Origin of the sequence: Photobacterium damselae subsp. damselae, from assembly GCF_038086725.1 — a bacterium.
Classification (GTDB): Bacteria; Pseudomonadota; Gammaproteobacteria; order Enterobacterales; family Vibrionaceae; genus Photobacterium; species Photobacterium damselae.
In genome coordinates, this window is sequence record NZ_CP146970.1 from 1,190,907 (window position 1) to 1,206,397 (window position 15,491).

General features: G+C 40.3%; 9 protein-coding genes. 7 read left to right on the forward strand and 2 right to left on the reverse strand.

The genetic code is table 11. From position 1 onward, the window contains the following. Positions 1-66: 66 nt before the first annotated feature. The gene (locus tag WAX86_RS05435) at positions 67-759 is read right to left on the reverse strand and encodes a hypothetical protein (protein ID WP_341489227.1); all 693 of its coding nucleotides are present in this window, start codon (positions 757-759) and stop codon (positions 67-69) included. Between the two features lie 521 nt (positions 760-1,280). Between WAX86_RS05435 and WAX86_RS05440 the strand changes: the two genes are divergently transcribed. The 7 genes from WAX86_RS05440 (at position 1,281) to WAX86_RS05470 (ending at position 15,089) form a co-directional block, all read left to right on the forward strand. Next, complete coding sequence (locus tag WAX86_RS05440; RefSeq protein WP_341489228.1) at positions 1,281-2,765, forward strand: sigma 54-interacting transcriptional regulator; 1,485 nt, start codon at positions 1,281-1,283, stop codon at positions 2,763-2,765. Positions 2,766-2,845: 80 nt separating this feature from the next. Then, positions 2,846-6,283: a DEAD/DEAH box helicase family protein gene (locus WAX86_RS05445; protein WP_341489229.1), complete on the forward strand. Its 3,438-nt coding sequence runs from the start codon at positions 2,846-2,848 to the stop codon at positions 6,281-6,283. 161 nt (positions 6,284-6,444) lie between these two features. Next, positions 6,445-8,022, forward strand: coding sequence for a class I SAM-dependent DNA methyltransferase (locus tag WAX86_RS05450; protein ID WP_341489230.1), 1,578 nt, complete (start codon positions 6,445-6,447; stop codon positions 8,020-8,022). Continuing rightward, entirely contained in the window at positions 8,019-9,215 is a 1,197-nt protein-coding gene (locus WAX86_RS05455) for a restriction endonuclease subunit S (protein WP_341489231.1), read from the forward strand. Before WAX86_RS05450 ends, WAX86_RS05455 begins: the two co-directional genes overlap by 4 nt. Before the next feature lie 51 nt (positions 9,216-9,266). Further along, positions 9,267-10,733, forward strand: coding sequence for an AAA family ATPase (locus tag WAX86_RS05460; RefSeq protein WP_341489232.1), 1,467 nt, complete (start codon positions 9,267-9,269; stop codon positions 10,731-10,733). Continuing rightward, positions 10,733-11,623 (forward strand): hypothetical protein, encoded by an 891-nt coding sequence (locus tag WAX86_RS05465; protein ID WP_341489233.1) that lies wholly within the window; start codon positions 10,733-10,735, stop codon positions 11,621-11,623. Before WAX86_RS05460 ends, WAX86_RS05465 begins: the two co-directional genes overlap by 1 nt. Before the next feature lie 187 nt (positions 11,624-11,810). Then, a complete protein-coding gene (locus WAX86_RS05470; protein ID WP_341489234.1) occupies positions 11,811-15,089 on the forward strand; it encodes a DEAD/DEAH box helicase family protein in 3,279 nt (1,092 codons plus the stop codon). A gap of 206 nt (positions 15,090-15,295) precedes the next feature. Here WAX86_RS05470 and WAX86_RS05475 read toward each other — a convergent pair whose 3' ends face one another. Beyond that, on the reverse strand, positions 15,296-15,478 hold the full coding sequence (locus tag WAX86_RS05475) for an AlpA family transcriptional regulator (protein ID WP_106142443.1): 183 nt from the start codon (positions 15,476-15,478) through the stop codon (positions 15,296-15,298). Between the last annotated feature and the right edge of the window lie 13 nt (positions 15,479-15,491).

Sequence of the window (15,491 nt, forward strand, 5' to 3'; positions counted from 1 at the left end):
AAGCCATCTTGATATCAAGATGGCTTATTGTGAGAGGCGCTAATAAAAGCTTTATAAATGTGATTGTTAGATTGAGAGCTTTTTGACGGCAAAAGAAGGCGGTTCAGAGCCATTGAACCAACATTTATCTTGGTAGCCTGTGATCAATTGTTGAAATAACCACATCTCAAAAACAGACTTAGGTGCTATCTCTACATTAAATCCCGGCTCATCGAATCGCATTTGTTCTTGCCAAATTGGATTTAAATCAGACAATTGTGTTTTAAGCTCTGCGAGTTGATTCTCTTTTAGTTCATCGGCAGGGGATTTCAGCCAAATCTTTAAATAGCGACAATAAGGCATAATGTCATAGCCTTTAGCGTTATGTAGAGTTTGACGAAGTGTGCGGATCCATCCTTCTGCTTTGGTATCGCGTCCATTAAGTTTGAGTTCTCCTGATTCAGCCATTGCAGACCAATCACAACCGTATTCAATTAATAATTGTTGATATGTGTTCACACCACAAAACTGCCAACTTCGGGAGCGTTTGTTCGTCTCAGTATCAAAGAGGTTACTTGAACCAATGAGCATAAATAGTACGTATATGTCTTCATTTCGAACGGTGAAGCGATAGCGTGTATACAGTGTTTGGTTGATATCTGACAAGCGATGGATATCGGTAGGGGGGACGCAATTTTTAAGGAAGTCATAAGCTTGTTGCTTAACATCACCCCATGGTACTCGAAGGGCTAATTGTTCATATACGATGTCATAAGACATAAACGATATCTCCTTATTAAAGGATTGATTTATTGAGAAATATTAGGATTAGGCAAGATGCGAGAGTGATGGAACTGTTAAATGAAATGGAGGGTGCTGAATAAATACAGCCAGTTCTATATGTAGAGGCTGTGCAGCAAAATGAAATATATTTGAAAAGATTTTGATTTAAGGCGTAAATCAGAATCAATCTATCTGGATGAATGGCTTTTTTAAAAAACTAAAATGATAGGTAGTGCTTTAGAGTATAGAGGGTGATAGTTGAAAAGTAGTCGTTGCCAAAGAAAATCAACTGTAGATACTTTTTATGTTTATCGGCTCATTTGTTGATTTTGACTAAAAAACCAGACTGTATTTATTGCTTATATACACAACTTACAGATAATATTGAAGGGCTATAGACCTTCAATATTATGTTTTTATCACGATGGCTTCTATAGTTTTTAAGACTGAACGAAACGAATGAATTGTTATTTTGTGATGTCATCCAATATCATTATCTTCACTCTAAAGAATGTAAAATGAAAGTACTACTGAGTTGGCTAGGTCGAACCGATTTAGATCAAATGAAGCTTGATAAAGCTGCTTCTATTGCCACCCTTGCACTTAGAGGGCCGATATTCGATGACATCGTTATTCTTGCTAGCACATGGGATGATGAATGGTTCGATTATAAGGATTGGTTAAAAAGAAAGTTAGCGTGCGCTGGGCGCTCTAAAACATCTGTAGAGATAAAACGCGTCAGATTAACCTCACCTATTGATTATTTCTCAATAACAAAAGTTATGCAAAAACAATTAGGTGCAGTTTCTTCTGATGCTTCCCAAGTGTATATTAATCTGACATCTGGTACCCCAGCAATGACCGTTGTATCAGTACTGTTAGGCAAGAGTAACGCTAAATGTCAGCTCGTCCAAACATCGCCACAAGGTGAAATTAATGATGTTGATATTCCCGTTGATTTTGCTTCTGAATATTCAAAATCTTCATCCACAGCGATTTCTCAGTTGGTATCCAAGCAGCCCAAAAATAATGGCGCTTTTAGCTCAATAACCGCTAATTCCGTCGTGATGCAAGAAACCATCAAAAAGGCGCAACGTTTAGCATACTCAGATCTACCAGCGTTATTATTGGGTGAAAGCGGAACGGGTAAAGAGGTACTTGCAAATTGTATTCATCAAGCCAGTTTCCGACATAAAAAACCATTTAAAGCCGTCAACTGTGGAGCACTGCCTGAAAACCTGGTCGATTCTATTTTATTTGGTCACAGAAAGGGAGCATTCACGGGAGCTGAGCGTGATCATGAAGGGCTGTTTGAGCAAGCTAATGGTGGAACACTATTCTTAGATGAAGTTGGTGAGCTTCCTTTAGTTGTGCAAGTCAAACTATTGAGAGCGTTACAACAGCAAGAGATCACTCGTGTGGGTGATACCGTAACCCGAACAATTGATGTGCGGATAATCGCCGCAACACATCGTGATTTATTTCACATGGTGTCTGATGAGACTTTTCGTGAAGATTTATTTTATCGCCTCGCTGTCGGTGTTATCACGTTACCCCCATTAAGGCAGCGTACTGAAGATATTCCTGACATCATTGCCATATTTATGTCAGACATTAATAAGCAGATGGAAACACATCCGCTTTTTGATAGTAAAGAAATTTCCGATGCTGCAATAAACTTTACAATTTCACACTGTTGGCCGGGTAATATTCGTGAGCTTTGGAATACTTTGAATCGTGCTACGTTGTGGTCTGAAAATAAAGTGTTAAGCCGTACAGATATTGAAGCAGCAACTTTAAGTTTAGGTAATATACCGTCAGTTGAAGATAAGTTCCGTATTCCAGGGGATTTGCAGCAATATATTGATAATATTAAAAAAGATGCGATTATCTCAGCCATGGATTTTGCTTGTGGGAACAAATCTAAGGCTGCTAAATCATTAGGTTTAAAAAATCATCAAACATTGAATAATTGGCTTAAAGCATACGATTTAGATTCTTAATGTAACAATGAAAAAGCGGTTGGCATAAACGTTGCGTTAGACACAGGTATCAAAGGAGAGTAACTAAGGTGAGAATATCCATGAATTTTGAACATTTACGTGATCAATGGCCTGAGTTGGCCGAGCTTGGTGCATATGCTGAAACCTATGCTGTGAGTGATCCGCAAAGCGCCTTAGTTAAACTACGCTGCTACGTTGAAAAAATCGTAGGGTACTTGTACCGCGAGCTTCACCTTCCTGTTGCGCCTAATGCTTCTATGCATGATAAGTTGGTGAGTGGTTCATTCACATCCATCGTCGATAAAACCATTGTTGATAAGTTTCACGCTGTTCGTCGAGGTGGAAACAAAGCAGCGCATGAAGGCGAAGTGAGTCAACACGACGCTATTTGGTTGTTGAAAGAATCTTATTTCATAGGTTGCTGGCTATTTATGGCATATGGCGAGGGTAAACTAAAAGATTGCCCACCGTTTACCACACCAGAAAATAGCCAAAGAGAAGATGAATCTAAAGGTGAATTTAAGCGTAAGAATAAACAATTACAGGAAAAGCTTAAACAGCATGATGAGATCCTGAAACAAGCATTGAAAGAGTTGGAAGAAACCAAGCAAGCTCAATTAGAGGCTCAGAAAGAAGCGGCACAGCTTAAAGCACAAGTTGATCAAACCAAAGCGGATAAACTTCGTAGTAATACACTAGCAATGAAGAGCAGCTTTGATTTTAATGAAGAAGAGACCCGTAAGCGAATCATTGATGCAGATCTTCGTGGTTGTGGTTGGGATGTTGCTCTTGACGAGGTCAGTACAGAGCAAGTATCCAAAGAATTTAAAGTCGATGGGCAGCCAACTCAAACTGGCATTGGTTATTGTGACTACGTGCTTTGGGACGACAATGGTAAACCGCTTGCGGTTATTGAAGCAAAGCGTACGCGTAAAGATGCCAAAGCAGGGCGTGAACAAGCAAAATTGTATGCTGATGCGTTACAAAAGCTTTATGGACAACGTCCTGTGATCTTCTACACTAATGGGTATGAAATTTATATTTGGGATGACGCTCAAGGTTATGCTCCACGCTTAATCTTCGGTTATTACGCCAAAGATAGTCTTCAATATCTGATCCAACAACGTACTCTTAAACAAGATCTTAATACTACGCCTATCGATACCAAGGTTGCTGGGCGTATGTATCAAATGGAAAGCATCAGTCGTGTCTGTGAACGCTTTTCAGACAAACATCGTAAAGCTTTAGTGGTACAAGCAACAGGTACTGGCAAAACTCGTGTATCTATTGCATTAGCAAAACGTCTGCTTGATGCGGGTTGGGCGAAGCGTATCCTATTTTTATGTGATCGAAAAGAGTTACGCAAACAGGCTGGGCAAGCGTTTAACGAACACACCAAAGAGCCGCTTTATATCAAAGGGAAAAGTAAAAAAGATGCTGCTTTAAATGCCCGTATAATGATTGCTACGTATCCCGGCATGATCCAAAACTACGAAGAATTCGATGTTGGGTACTTTAACCTGATTATTGCCGATGAATCACATCGTTCTATCTACAACAAATATGGTGAGCTATTTAAGTACTTTGATGCACTACAAGTCGGTTTAACTGCAACTCCTGTAGAGATGATCTCTCGCTCTACCAGTCAATTATTTGGCTGCGACTACAAACTGCCCACAGCTAATTACCCGTTAGAGCAAGCGATTGAAGAGAAGAACCTCGTCCCGTTTAAGGTAGTCACTCATACCACGCAATTTTTACGCGAAGGGATCCGAGCCAATGATCTGAATGATGAGCAAATTGCGGAGCTAGAAGAGCAAGGCATTGATCCTAATACTTTGGATTTCGATTCCAAACAGATCGATGATGCGATTTTCAATAAAGATACCAATCGAGCTATTATTCGTAACTTAATGGAAAAAGGTCTTAAAGATAAAGATAGTCAACTGCCGGGTAAATCAATCATCTTTGCACGTAGTATTGCTCACGCAGAACTATTGGCTGAACTTTTCAGTGAGATGTACCCAGACTTGGGCGGCAATTTCTGCCGCGTTATCCACTCTAAATACGAGCGTGCCGATGAACTAATCGACAACTTCAAAAGTACAGAAGGGAATGATGATGACATCACTATTGCTGTATCTGTCGATATGTTAGATACCGGTATTGATGTCCCCGAATGTGTCAATCTTGTATTTGCAAAACCGATTAAATCAAAAGTGAAATTTTGGCAAATGGTGGGTCGTGGTACTCGTTTGTGTGAAAATCTCTACGGTCCCGGTTTGGATAAAAAGTACTTTTTAATTTTCGATCATTGGGGCAACTTTGAATACTTCAAAATGAATCCAGAAGAAGATGAAGGTTCACATAGCAAATCTTTGGCGCAAAAAGTGTTTGAAGCAAAACTTAATCTGGCTGTTGAAGCACTAAAGAAGGCAGAAATGGAGATCTTTGCTGATGCCATTCACCAGATCAAAGCTGATATAGACTCTCTCAATGATAAAACCATCGCTGTGCGTGAAAAATGGAAGTTGAAATCTCAATTGAGTGAAGAAAAACGTTTAATGCAAATGGCACCAGATACCAAGGTATTGTTGTTTGATGAGATGGCGCCGTTAATGCAATGGAAGAAGACTACAGGCGAAAGTGAAGCTCTCCGTTTAGATTTGCAATTCCTTCAATTGCAACTGACCAAGCTACAACAGCCAAGTAAGGTCGATATTGAAGCGCAACCTATTTTAGATAAAGTTGGCAGCTTGTCTATGCATCTAAATGAAGTACGAAGAAAAGTGGCGACGATCAAGCAGATACAACAAGAGAACTATTTGAGTGATGCTGATTACTTCGAAATTGAGGCTTGTCGTCATAATTTGCGCAGTGTTATTCACTTACGTGATAAAGGTATTGCTCCGGCATCCAATCAAATCCGAGTTATTGATGTACGTGAAGATGAAAGTCTTTGTCAAACAGAAGAGATAAAAACAGATATCATTACTGTTGATTATGAAATCTATCGCCAAGAGGTTGAGAAGACCTTAACGCCACTGTTTGACACTAATGACGTTTTACAAAAAATTCGTAGTGGTCAAGCCGTAACAGAAACCGACTTAGCGACATTAAGCGCCTTGGTTCTGACGCAAAACCCTAATGTTGACTTGCTCACACTGAAAGAGTTCTTCCCAGAATCAACCGCAGGGCTGGATCAAATTCTGCGTACTATTGTCGGTATGGATGCGCAACAAATAGAAAATGAGTTCACTGTTTTCGTGCAAAAAGTACATACACACTTAAATGCAAGGCAGCAACGATTTATTGGTATGCTTAAAAATCACCTTTGTCGCTATGGCAGTGTTGATATTGAGCAGCTATACGACGCTCCGTTTAACCAAATTGATGATGCTGGATTAGATGGGGTATTTCCAAACCCAGCACAAGCAAATGTAGTAGAACAATTTGTGCGTCGCTTCAGTGTTCATTTGGGGAATAAACAATCAAGTGTAGAGAAAGCAGTCAATTAAGACTTTGGCATACCGACTTAGCTAAGTACACTATCACTCATTAGTGTTGTTGCCTTTATTGGAACGTTAAGGCATTAAATGCTCAAGCAGTTTTTAGCGACAATAAATAAGGTGTTGGCAACATATTTGCACGACCAACGCAATAATTAAAGAGAATAAAAATGATCACATCAGGCGCATTGAAAAGCCAAATTGACAAGTTATGGGAAGAGTTTTGGACTGGTGGTATTACCAACCCATTAACTGTTGTTGAGCAAATTACTTATTTACTGTACGCCCGAATGTTAGACATGAATGAGCGTAACGATGAAAAACGCAACGTTCGTACTGGTAAACCATTTAATCGTCGTTTCCCTGACGATAAACAGCATATTCGTTGGGAAAACTTCCGCCATCTTGGTGCAGAAAAGTTATATCCATTAGTGAAAGATGAGCTCTTTCCGTATTTTAAAGAACTCACGTTTGATGACTCGCTGTTTGCAGACTTCATGAAAGATGCCCAACTGATGATCCAAAAACAATCACTATTGGTGAAAGCAGTGGAGTTAGTCAGTGAACTGCCTTTAGAAAATAAAGACGTAAAAGGCGATTTATACGAATACTTACTGTCTAAACTGACTACCGCTGGCATTAACGGTCAGTTCCGTACACCGCGTCATATTATTCGTGCCATGATTGAAATGCTCGATGTAGAAGAAACCCATCGAGTGTGTGACCCAGCGTGTGGTACGGGTGGTTTCTTGTCTTCGACCTATGAATACCTGCTAGAAAAGTATTCATCACCAGAAGGCATAGAGAAAGAGCAAGCATTTGATACTGAGGGTAAGCCTGTACTCGATGTGTACGGTAACCCAGTGTTTAATTACCTCTATGCAGGTGATTTGTTAGAAAAACGCACGCATATTGATTATGACATGTTCCATGGTTTCGATTTTGATTCAACCATGCTGCGTGTTGCAGCAATGAATCTAGTCATGCACGGCATTAAACAACCTGATATTCAATATCAAGATACACTAAGCCAAAGCTTTATTAAACGCTTTCCTAATGAAGCGAAAAACGGTTTTGATATCATCCTTGCCAACCCGCCGTTTAAGGGCAGCTTAGATGAAGAAGACGTCGATCCTGCGATTCTGAAAGTGGTCAAAACCAAAAAGACCGAACTGCTGTTTGTCGCATTGATCCAGCGAATGCTGAAAGTTGGCGGTCGTTCCGCCACCATCGTGCCTGATGGTGTGTTATTTGGTAGCTCTAAAGCGCACCAAACCCTACGTAAACACTTAATAGAAGACAACCAGTTGGAAGCGGTGATTTCATTACCAAGCGGCGTGTTTAAACCTTATGCGGGTGTTTCTACCGCGATTCTTATTTTCACCAAAGGCGGTAGCACCAATAATGTGTGGTTCTACGATGTACAAGCCGATGGTAAATCGCTCGATGATAAGCGTACCCCGATTAAAGATAACGACCTACCTGATCTGGTTAAGCAGTACAAAGCCTACCAAGCGGCGGTGATGGCGGGTGAGTCAACCGAACAATGGGCGGACAAAACCCAAAAAGCCTTCTTGGTTGCAAAAGACGACATTACGTCGAACAAATACGACTTGTCGATCAACCGCTATAAAGAAGTAGTGTACGAGCAAGAAAGTTACGAAGAACCAAAAGTGATCCTTGGTAAACTGAAAGCGTTAGAAAACGAGATTCTGGCTGATCTTAATGAGTTGGAGTCGATGCTATGAGTTGGCCTTTGGTAAAGCTTAAGGATATAGCAGAACTTATAAATGGTGATAGATCTAAAAACTATCCTAGCGGAAGCGATATTGTAAATAGTGGTATTCTATTCCTTAATTCAAAAAATATTGTTAATAACAAGCTTGACCTACGTTTTAAGAGTTTTATAACACAAGAAAAATTTGAGTCATTAAGTCGTGGAAAATTAGAAAGAAATGACCTCGTTATTACTCTACGAGGAACACTTGGTAGTTGTTGTATATTTAACTCAAAATATACAACAGGATTTATTAACGCTCAAATGATGATTATTCGTCCGAATAGTAGAGTTGACGTTGCTTATCTGTATTATTTTATTACTTCATCAGATACTAAAAATAGATTTGAGAGATTAAATACTGGCTCTGCAGTGCCTCAACTTACAGGAAAGCAGGTTGGCGAGCTAGAAATCCCACTCCCACCACTAGAAGAACAAAAACGCATTGCGGCTATTTTGGATAAAGCGGATGCGATTCGTCAAAAGCGAAAACAAGCGATAGAACTTGCTGATGAGTTTTTACGTAGTGTGTTTTTGGATATGTTTGGTGATCCGGTAACGAATCCGAAAGGGTGGGAGGTTCGTAATCTTCAAAATTTAACATCAAAACTTGGTAGTGGGTCAACTCCACGTGGAGGGAAGGAAGCTTATCTGAGCGAAGGGATTTCTCTCATAAGAAGCCTTAATGTGCATGATAATACCTTTATCTATAAAGATCTTGCATTTATATCAAACGAACAGGCTGAAAAGCTTAAAAATGTAGTCGTTCAAGAGCAAGATATTCTTTTGAATATTACGGGAGCGTCCGTATGTCGTTGTACAATAGTTCCAAACAATGTACTACCCGCTCGAGTAAACCAGCACGTTTGTATAATACGTGTTGATAGGGCGTTACTTTTGCCAGAATTTGCAAAGAGGCTGATAACCTCGACGAGTTTTAAGCAAATGTTGTTGCGAATCGCTACATCTGGAGGCGCTACACGAGAGGCTTTAACAAAACAGCAGGTTGAAAATCTATCTTTAATTGTTCCTCCGATGGAACTACAAAAGAAATTTTGCGATATGGTTGGCAAAGTCTTAGATGTAGATACTAGAACTAAGAAACAAGTCGCTTTTCCCTTGTTCGATAGTCTTTCCCAAAAAGCCTTCTCTGGCCAACTATAAACGTCAGAGGTATCTTCGGATGCCTCTTTTTTGATCAAAGGTTAGGTAAAAATGAAAATAACATCACTCACCGTGGGTGGATTCAAAGGCATTAAGAACAAAGCCACGATTCCCCTTGCACCCATCACCTTGTTTTTTGGTGCGAACAGTACAGGCAAAAGTACTGTATTACATGCATTGCTGTTTCTATATGAAGTGGTCGCTAAACGTAATTTCGATGCGCAGTGCAGTTCAATCGCTGGGGAGTCGCTCTACTTTGGTGGTTTTCAAAACATTGTTCATGGTAAAGACTTAAATGGCGTTATCACCCTAGGTGCAACTCTAGATTTTAGAGATGGTACAACGGATATTTGGGATGATTATTTGTCTGACTCTGAGCGTTGGTTGCTTGAATCCCATTTAGGCTTTACACCAGACTCAGACGCTGATGTTGTATCCTTTGAGTTAGATATTAAATGGGACCATACCAAAAACCGTGCGTATATCAGCCGATATGAATGTAAATGCCAAGGGATTGAGTATTTCAAAACAACAGCACAAGCCGGTCGACCAGATTGCCAAATTACTCATTATCAACCACTGTCACATTGGGAAGTAGATGAATCATTTAAAGTCGAAAATCTCTTTGATTCGGGCCAGTGGGAAGATGTCTCCATCAATAGCCAAGATGCGTTACCGAATATCTACAAGAGGCTTGACCTATCTAACGTACCTTTCGATTGGTCTGATGTTTTCGAAGACCACCCACTGGCTGCACAGTTGTTTGCCGAAGCTGCGTTATCGCAGGCTGCGTTTGCGCCATTAAAGCTATTAGTGAAAAAACTTGAAGACTTGCTGCATATTGGCCCGTTACGCATTGTGCCAACACGAGCAACCGTCTTGAACAAAAAGACAAACTCGCAGCGTTGGTATGATGGTACTGCTGGTTGGGAGACTTTCGCCTTTTCGAGTGAAAGGGTAAAAACCAAAACTAACGAAAAGTTTATTAGTAGTCAGTTCTTCGGCACTAATTACTGCTTTGAGTCTCCAGCTTACGGCGAAGCAAGTTTGAGTGAAAAATCTGTCATACTTAAAGACTCTCAGACTGACATCCCTTTATTACCTTCAAGTGTTGGTGTTGGCGTATCGCAAGTCTTCCCATTCGTAGTTGCTACCTCACTAGAGCAAGACCTTATTGTGTCGTGCGAACAACCTGAATTGCATATTCACCCTAAATGGCAGTTAGCTTTGGGGGATATGATGCTAGCGGCAACTAAGAAAAATCCTGACCGTATGTTTTTAGTTGAGACCCACAGCGAACATTTGCTATTGAGACTGTTAAAACGTCGCCGCCAAACCGCAGATGAAGAGATCGAATACGAACCATTTGGTTGTAAGAAAAGTGATGTACAGATAGTTTTCTGTGAGCAGTCCGAAGGTAAAACTCGTTTAATTCCAATCAAAACAACTGACGAGGGTGAGTTTGATGCACCGTGGCCAAATGGCTTCTTCGAAGAAAGAAGAGAGGAGCTATTCTGATGTTGCATTTGGAGTTTGCGGTAGCGCCAAGTCAAATTAATTCATTGATGGATCTTGTGATACTGGAAGCAAGAATGGGCTATGAGAAAGGAGCTGTGTTATCACGTTTCCCAAGAGCTTGGTTCAGAGAAGTCTCTCAGCAGCTTAATGCTGAACTTGATGGGACCAAACTAGACAGAGCAACTGAAAAGCTCAGAGCTTTACAATCAAGCAAGTTAGTTTCATTTGGTAGGACTTTTGACGGAGATGATTGGGTTGAGGCTGCTAGAAATAGCCACGATGCTAAGTTATTTCATCGGTTGGTTGAAGAATCCTTCAACGATCGGCCTGTATTTGTTCCATCACTTATAGAGCTAGAGGATGCAGACTTTGCATATGTATCTCGTTATACACGTGATGCAGAATCTTTAGCAAGTGCCGCTTCCGGTCTTCTTTTTGGCGCAGAAAAGGTAACGCTCTACGATCCATATATTTGTGCCACTAAGGTTGGTAGTCGTAAGACCCTGTTAGAGTTGATGAAGCTATGTAAGAAAGGCGAAGTAGAGTTTCACGTCTTTTCTGAAGAAGATAGAAAACCTGCTTGGGAGCTAACAGAACAAGCTCTAGTTGAGTTTAGGGATACTATGCCTGAAAACGTGAGGCTGTATTGGTATTGCGCTGATGACCAAGGATCGGGCTTTTTACACTCTCGAGGGTTATTTACGGCTAAAGGGGGGCTAATTTACGACAGAGGGTTTTCAGAGCCAGGCGCAATGGAACAACGGCAGGAGCTCACGGAAATCATTCCTATGCCTAACGAATTATTACAAGCGAAAGCTAATTGTTACAACACCTCTCTTCAATACGAAGATTTTAAGCTAGTGAGAGATGTTTGGTTTTCCCATCCTTGATTAACACACATGATGTAGTACATGTGGCAGGCTAATTAGATGTAAATTTATTTCCTTGTAGTAAATATTATTACGGACGGAAATTGTGATGATGTACTAAGACCTAATTAAATCATAATGTTAGCGTTTGGCATACTTGTTGATTGCATTGTTGTATCAACATTTACGAATCGAGGTGCCATCGAATATGACAGACGCTAATCTTACTACTTTAACCATCCCATCATTTTCATTTCCGGATATCCAAGTATCTGGAAACAGAGTCGAGAGATTCGGACATCACTCGTTAGAGCTCACTGCATCGATAGCTACTACAGATAACGCTGATATCGTTATCTGTAAGTCTCTAATTGGAGGTGCTCTCTCTCAGTTTTATGTCGTCAAAAGTAAGCGCGTTTGTGTTTCGCACCTTGAAGCTTACCCAGTTTTATACACACTAAAGCCTGCAAGTTTTAAGTCGCTAGCCGTTGAATCCGAACTTCGCTGGCTAAACCATCCGTTGACGACATTAAACGATTTGAAACCCCTGCAAATTTCTCAATCCTGGCAGAACCAGTTTATGTTTAAAGCCGAGGACAAAGAGTCAAATACCTTAGGATTGCGTATGCCTCAAATTGGGGCTCTTCATGCAATCTCTGCTGAATTTTCAAGATCATCAAATATTGAGCCTAGTACAGTAGTCCTACCGACAGGAACAGGCAAAACAGAGACAATGTTGGCGACTACGATCTACCATCGCTGCGAAAAAGTTCTGGTGTTGGTTCCTTCAAATTCGTTACGAGATCAAGTTGGCGATAAATTTAAAACTCTTGGTTGCTTGGCTGAGCTTGGTGTTATCCCTGAGGAAATTCTTCACCCTGCTGTAGTGAAGATCAAAAAGGGCATTAAGACTGTAGAAGAGGCGCAGAAGCTGCTCGACAGCGCGAATGTGCTAGTTGCAACGCCTCAAATATTGAAATCACGTTTTGCTAACTCAGGTGTACTTGAAACAATCTGCAATGCTTGTAGCCATCTGTTTGTTGACGAAGCTCATCATATTTCAGCGAGTACGTGGAATGAAATAAAAGAGCAATTTGTTGGAAAAAGAGTTATTCAGTTTACCGCTACGCCTTTCCGTAATGATACTCAGAGCTTGGGTGCAAAAATTATTTACAACTACACCATGGGAGAAGCTCAAAAAGCAGGCTATTTTACGAATGTACAGCTCGAACCCGTAGAGGAATACTTCCAAGACTCCATGGATCTCGCTATAGCAGATAAAGCGATTAAGTTGCTAAAGCATGATATGGATTTAGGGCTCGACCACTTAATGATGGCTAGAGTGAAAACTAAAGAGAGAGCGAAAGAAGTCTTTGCTCTATATCAGAAATTAGCACCAGAACTTAAACCTGTATTAGTTCATTCTGACCTTTCTAAAACGGTACAAAATCAGCGACTAGCCTATTTGCGTTCAAGAGAATCAAAAGTAGTAGTTTGCGTCGATATGTTAGGTGAAGGTTACGATTTACCTAACTTAAAAATTGCTGCTATTCATGACCATCATAAAAGTTTGGCGATAACGTTACAGTTTATTGGGCGATTTACTCGTGTATCTCACAAAGAAACACTCGGTTCTGCAAGCGTTGTTGTGAATATAGCTGACCCTGGTGTTGAAGGTGCATTGCAGAAGTTGTATGCACTTGGTGCCGATTGGGATGAAGTATTAAGGCGTTTATCTGAGAATCAAATTGAACGAGAAGTGCGATTGCAACAGGTTGTTGACTCACTCAAAGGGCAGGGGGACTTGCACGAACAACTTTCGCTTTGGAACTTGCGACCATCTTGTTCTGCTATGTTATTCAAGACAGATTGTGAAAATTGGAATCCTGAGAATTTCATGGATATCAAATTCAGTCATGATGAAATGTGGCATTCAATTTCAACTGAGGAAAATATTTTGGTGTTGTTGGCTGTAGCCAGTACGTCTGTGAAATGGGGTCACTTTAAAGATGTTAAAGACATCAACTACAAAATACTGATAGCTCATTGGGATAATGAACGTAACGCTTTACTCATTTATTCAAATGATTATAAGGGTTTCAAAGTAGAAGTACTGGCTGAAACATTATGTGGTGAGTCGACTTATGTTATGTCGGGAAAACAGATTTTTAATGTTCTCAATAACATCGAATACCCATTGGTGAATAATCTTGGTTCTGCGCAAAACGGAGCGATCAGCTTTACGCAGTTCTTTGGACCAAATGTTACCGAGGGGCTAAGCGCAGTTGAAAAATCAGCGTCAACTCTCAGTAATATTGCAGCAATGGGGTATGAGGATGGTAATAAAGTATTGTGGGGCTGTTCTGAACGTAAAGGCAAAGTTTGGTCTCCAAAAGCAGGTTCAATCGCGGACTGGTTACTCTGGGCAAAAGCAGCGTGGGATAAAGTAGTTGAGGGTGGTAATGATGATACAAACATTACACGTGATTTCTTGAGACCTCAGAAAATAGACTATCCTCATCCTTATATGCCGATATCAATACAGTGGGGTGAGCAACTTCAAGTCCGTAATGAAGAAGGCGTCAAAATATACTTTGGTTCATCTTCATTCTACTTATACGAAGTCGACCTAAACGTGACATGGGATGCACAAACCAAAGAACCCATTCTAGTTTTTGAGTCTTTCCAAAACACATCAAAATACAAATTGCTGATCGATCAAGATCTATCCAAAGGTTATGACTATCAATTGTTAGAAGGTGAGCAGGTCTCAATTCAAGTAGGAAATTCTGAACCTAGAATGCTTATAGAAGAGATGTACCACGATCCAATATTCGTTTATTACGCTGATGGCTCATTTTCTTATAACTGTTACTGGGTAGAGGTGAAGGACAATATCGGTAGCTATTCTTCTGATGCTTTGAATCCCGTCGAATGGACTGTAGACATAACGAAAGAGTCAATGGGCGCGAACTTAAATACTGATACAGTACAGCACCAAACTTGGCAGCTTATCGACTCTGAGTACGACATTGTCATCAATGATGATGACCATGGAGAAGCTGCTGATTTAGTGGCGATTAAATCTCTACCTGACAAGATAATTCTAAGCCTATACCACTGCAAATACTCTCATGGTAGTGAACCAGGAAGACGACTGAGTGATCTTTATGAAGTCTGCGGTCAGGCTCAACGTTCTGTGCGTTGGAAGCATGTTGGTCTTCCTTATTTATACAAACATATTCAAAAGCGTGAGGGTGCATGGAAAAGGCGTGGTCAGAGCCGTTTTCTTAAAGGAAATATGGCTCAGTTGGAAAGCATCAAAAATCGCTCACGTACAACTCCTATTGAATTTCAAGTAACAATAGTTCAACCTGGTTTAAGTAAAGAGCTGGTGACAGAAGAAATGCTCAAATTATTAGGGACAACGGAACTATTCATAAAGAAAACAACACTCGCTAATTTAAACGTGTGGTGTTCTCAATGATAATTAAAAGTTATTAATCTTGATATATGTTCTAGTGGCTAATGCTTTTTAATAGGAGGCAAGGAAATGATACCACTATTCCTATTCGTTTAAATAGGCTGGGTATATAGCTCACAGTTTAAATTAGGTTGTATCACAATATAACTACCTAAAGAACAAGGTAACTGGCTCAGGTTCATTCTATTACTCTGAGCCAGCCCTTATAGCTAAGCTGCTCTTGCTGCTATTTTAGCTGCAATCCATTCATGTATTTCACTTTCAACCCAAGCTACGGCTCGACCTCCTAAATCTACTGTTTTAGGGAATTGGTCTTCACTCATGTATTTATAGATGGTTGAGCGACCTAAACCTGTTAATGACTTAACTTCATTTAATCTAATTAATCTCATGATTTGATACTCC

What these genes read in the sequence shown, in the direction of transcription:
- WAX86_RS05435 (WP_341489227.1), bottom strand. Translation starts at nt 759, where the DNA reads ATGTCTTATGACATCGTATATGAACAATTAGCCCTTCGAGTACCATGG.
- WAX86_RS05440 (WP_341489228.1), top strand. Translation starts at nt 1,281, where the DNA reads ATGAAAGTACTACTGAGTTGGCTAGGTCGAACCGATTTAGATCAAATG.
- WAX86_RS05445 (WP_341489229.1), top strand. Translation starts at nt 2,846, where the DNA reads ATGAATTTTGAACATTTACGTGATCAATGGCCTGAGTTGGCCGAGCTT.
- WAX86_RS05450 (WP_341489230.1), top strand. Translation starts at nt 6,445, where the DNA reads ATGATCACATCAGGCGCATTGAAAAGCCAAATTGACAAGTTATGGGAA.
- WAX86_RS05455 (WP_341489231.1), top strand. Translation starts at nt 8,019, where the DNA reads ATGAGTTGGCCTTTGGTAAAGCTTAAGGATATAGCAGAACTTATAAAT.
- WAX86_RS05460 (WP_341489232.1), top strand. Translation starts at nt 9,267, where the DNA reads ATGAAAATAACATCACTCACCGTGGGTGGATTCAAAGGCATTAAGAAC.
- WAX86_RS05465 (WP_341489233.1), top strand. Translation starts at nt 10,733, where the DNA reads ATGTTGCATTTGGAGTTTGCGGTAGCGCCAAGTCAAATTAATTCATTG.
- WAX86_RS05470 (WP_341489234.1), top strand. Translation starts at nt 11,811, where the DNA reads ATGACAGACGCTAATCTTACTACTTTAACCATCCCATCATTTTCATTT.
- WAX86_RS05475 (WP_106142443.1), bottom strand. Translation starts at nt 15,478, where the DNA reads ATGAGATTAATTAGATTAAATGAAGTTAAGTCATTAACAGGTTTAGGT.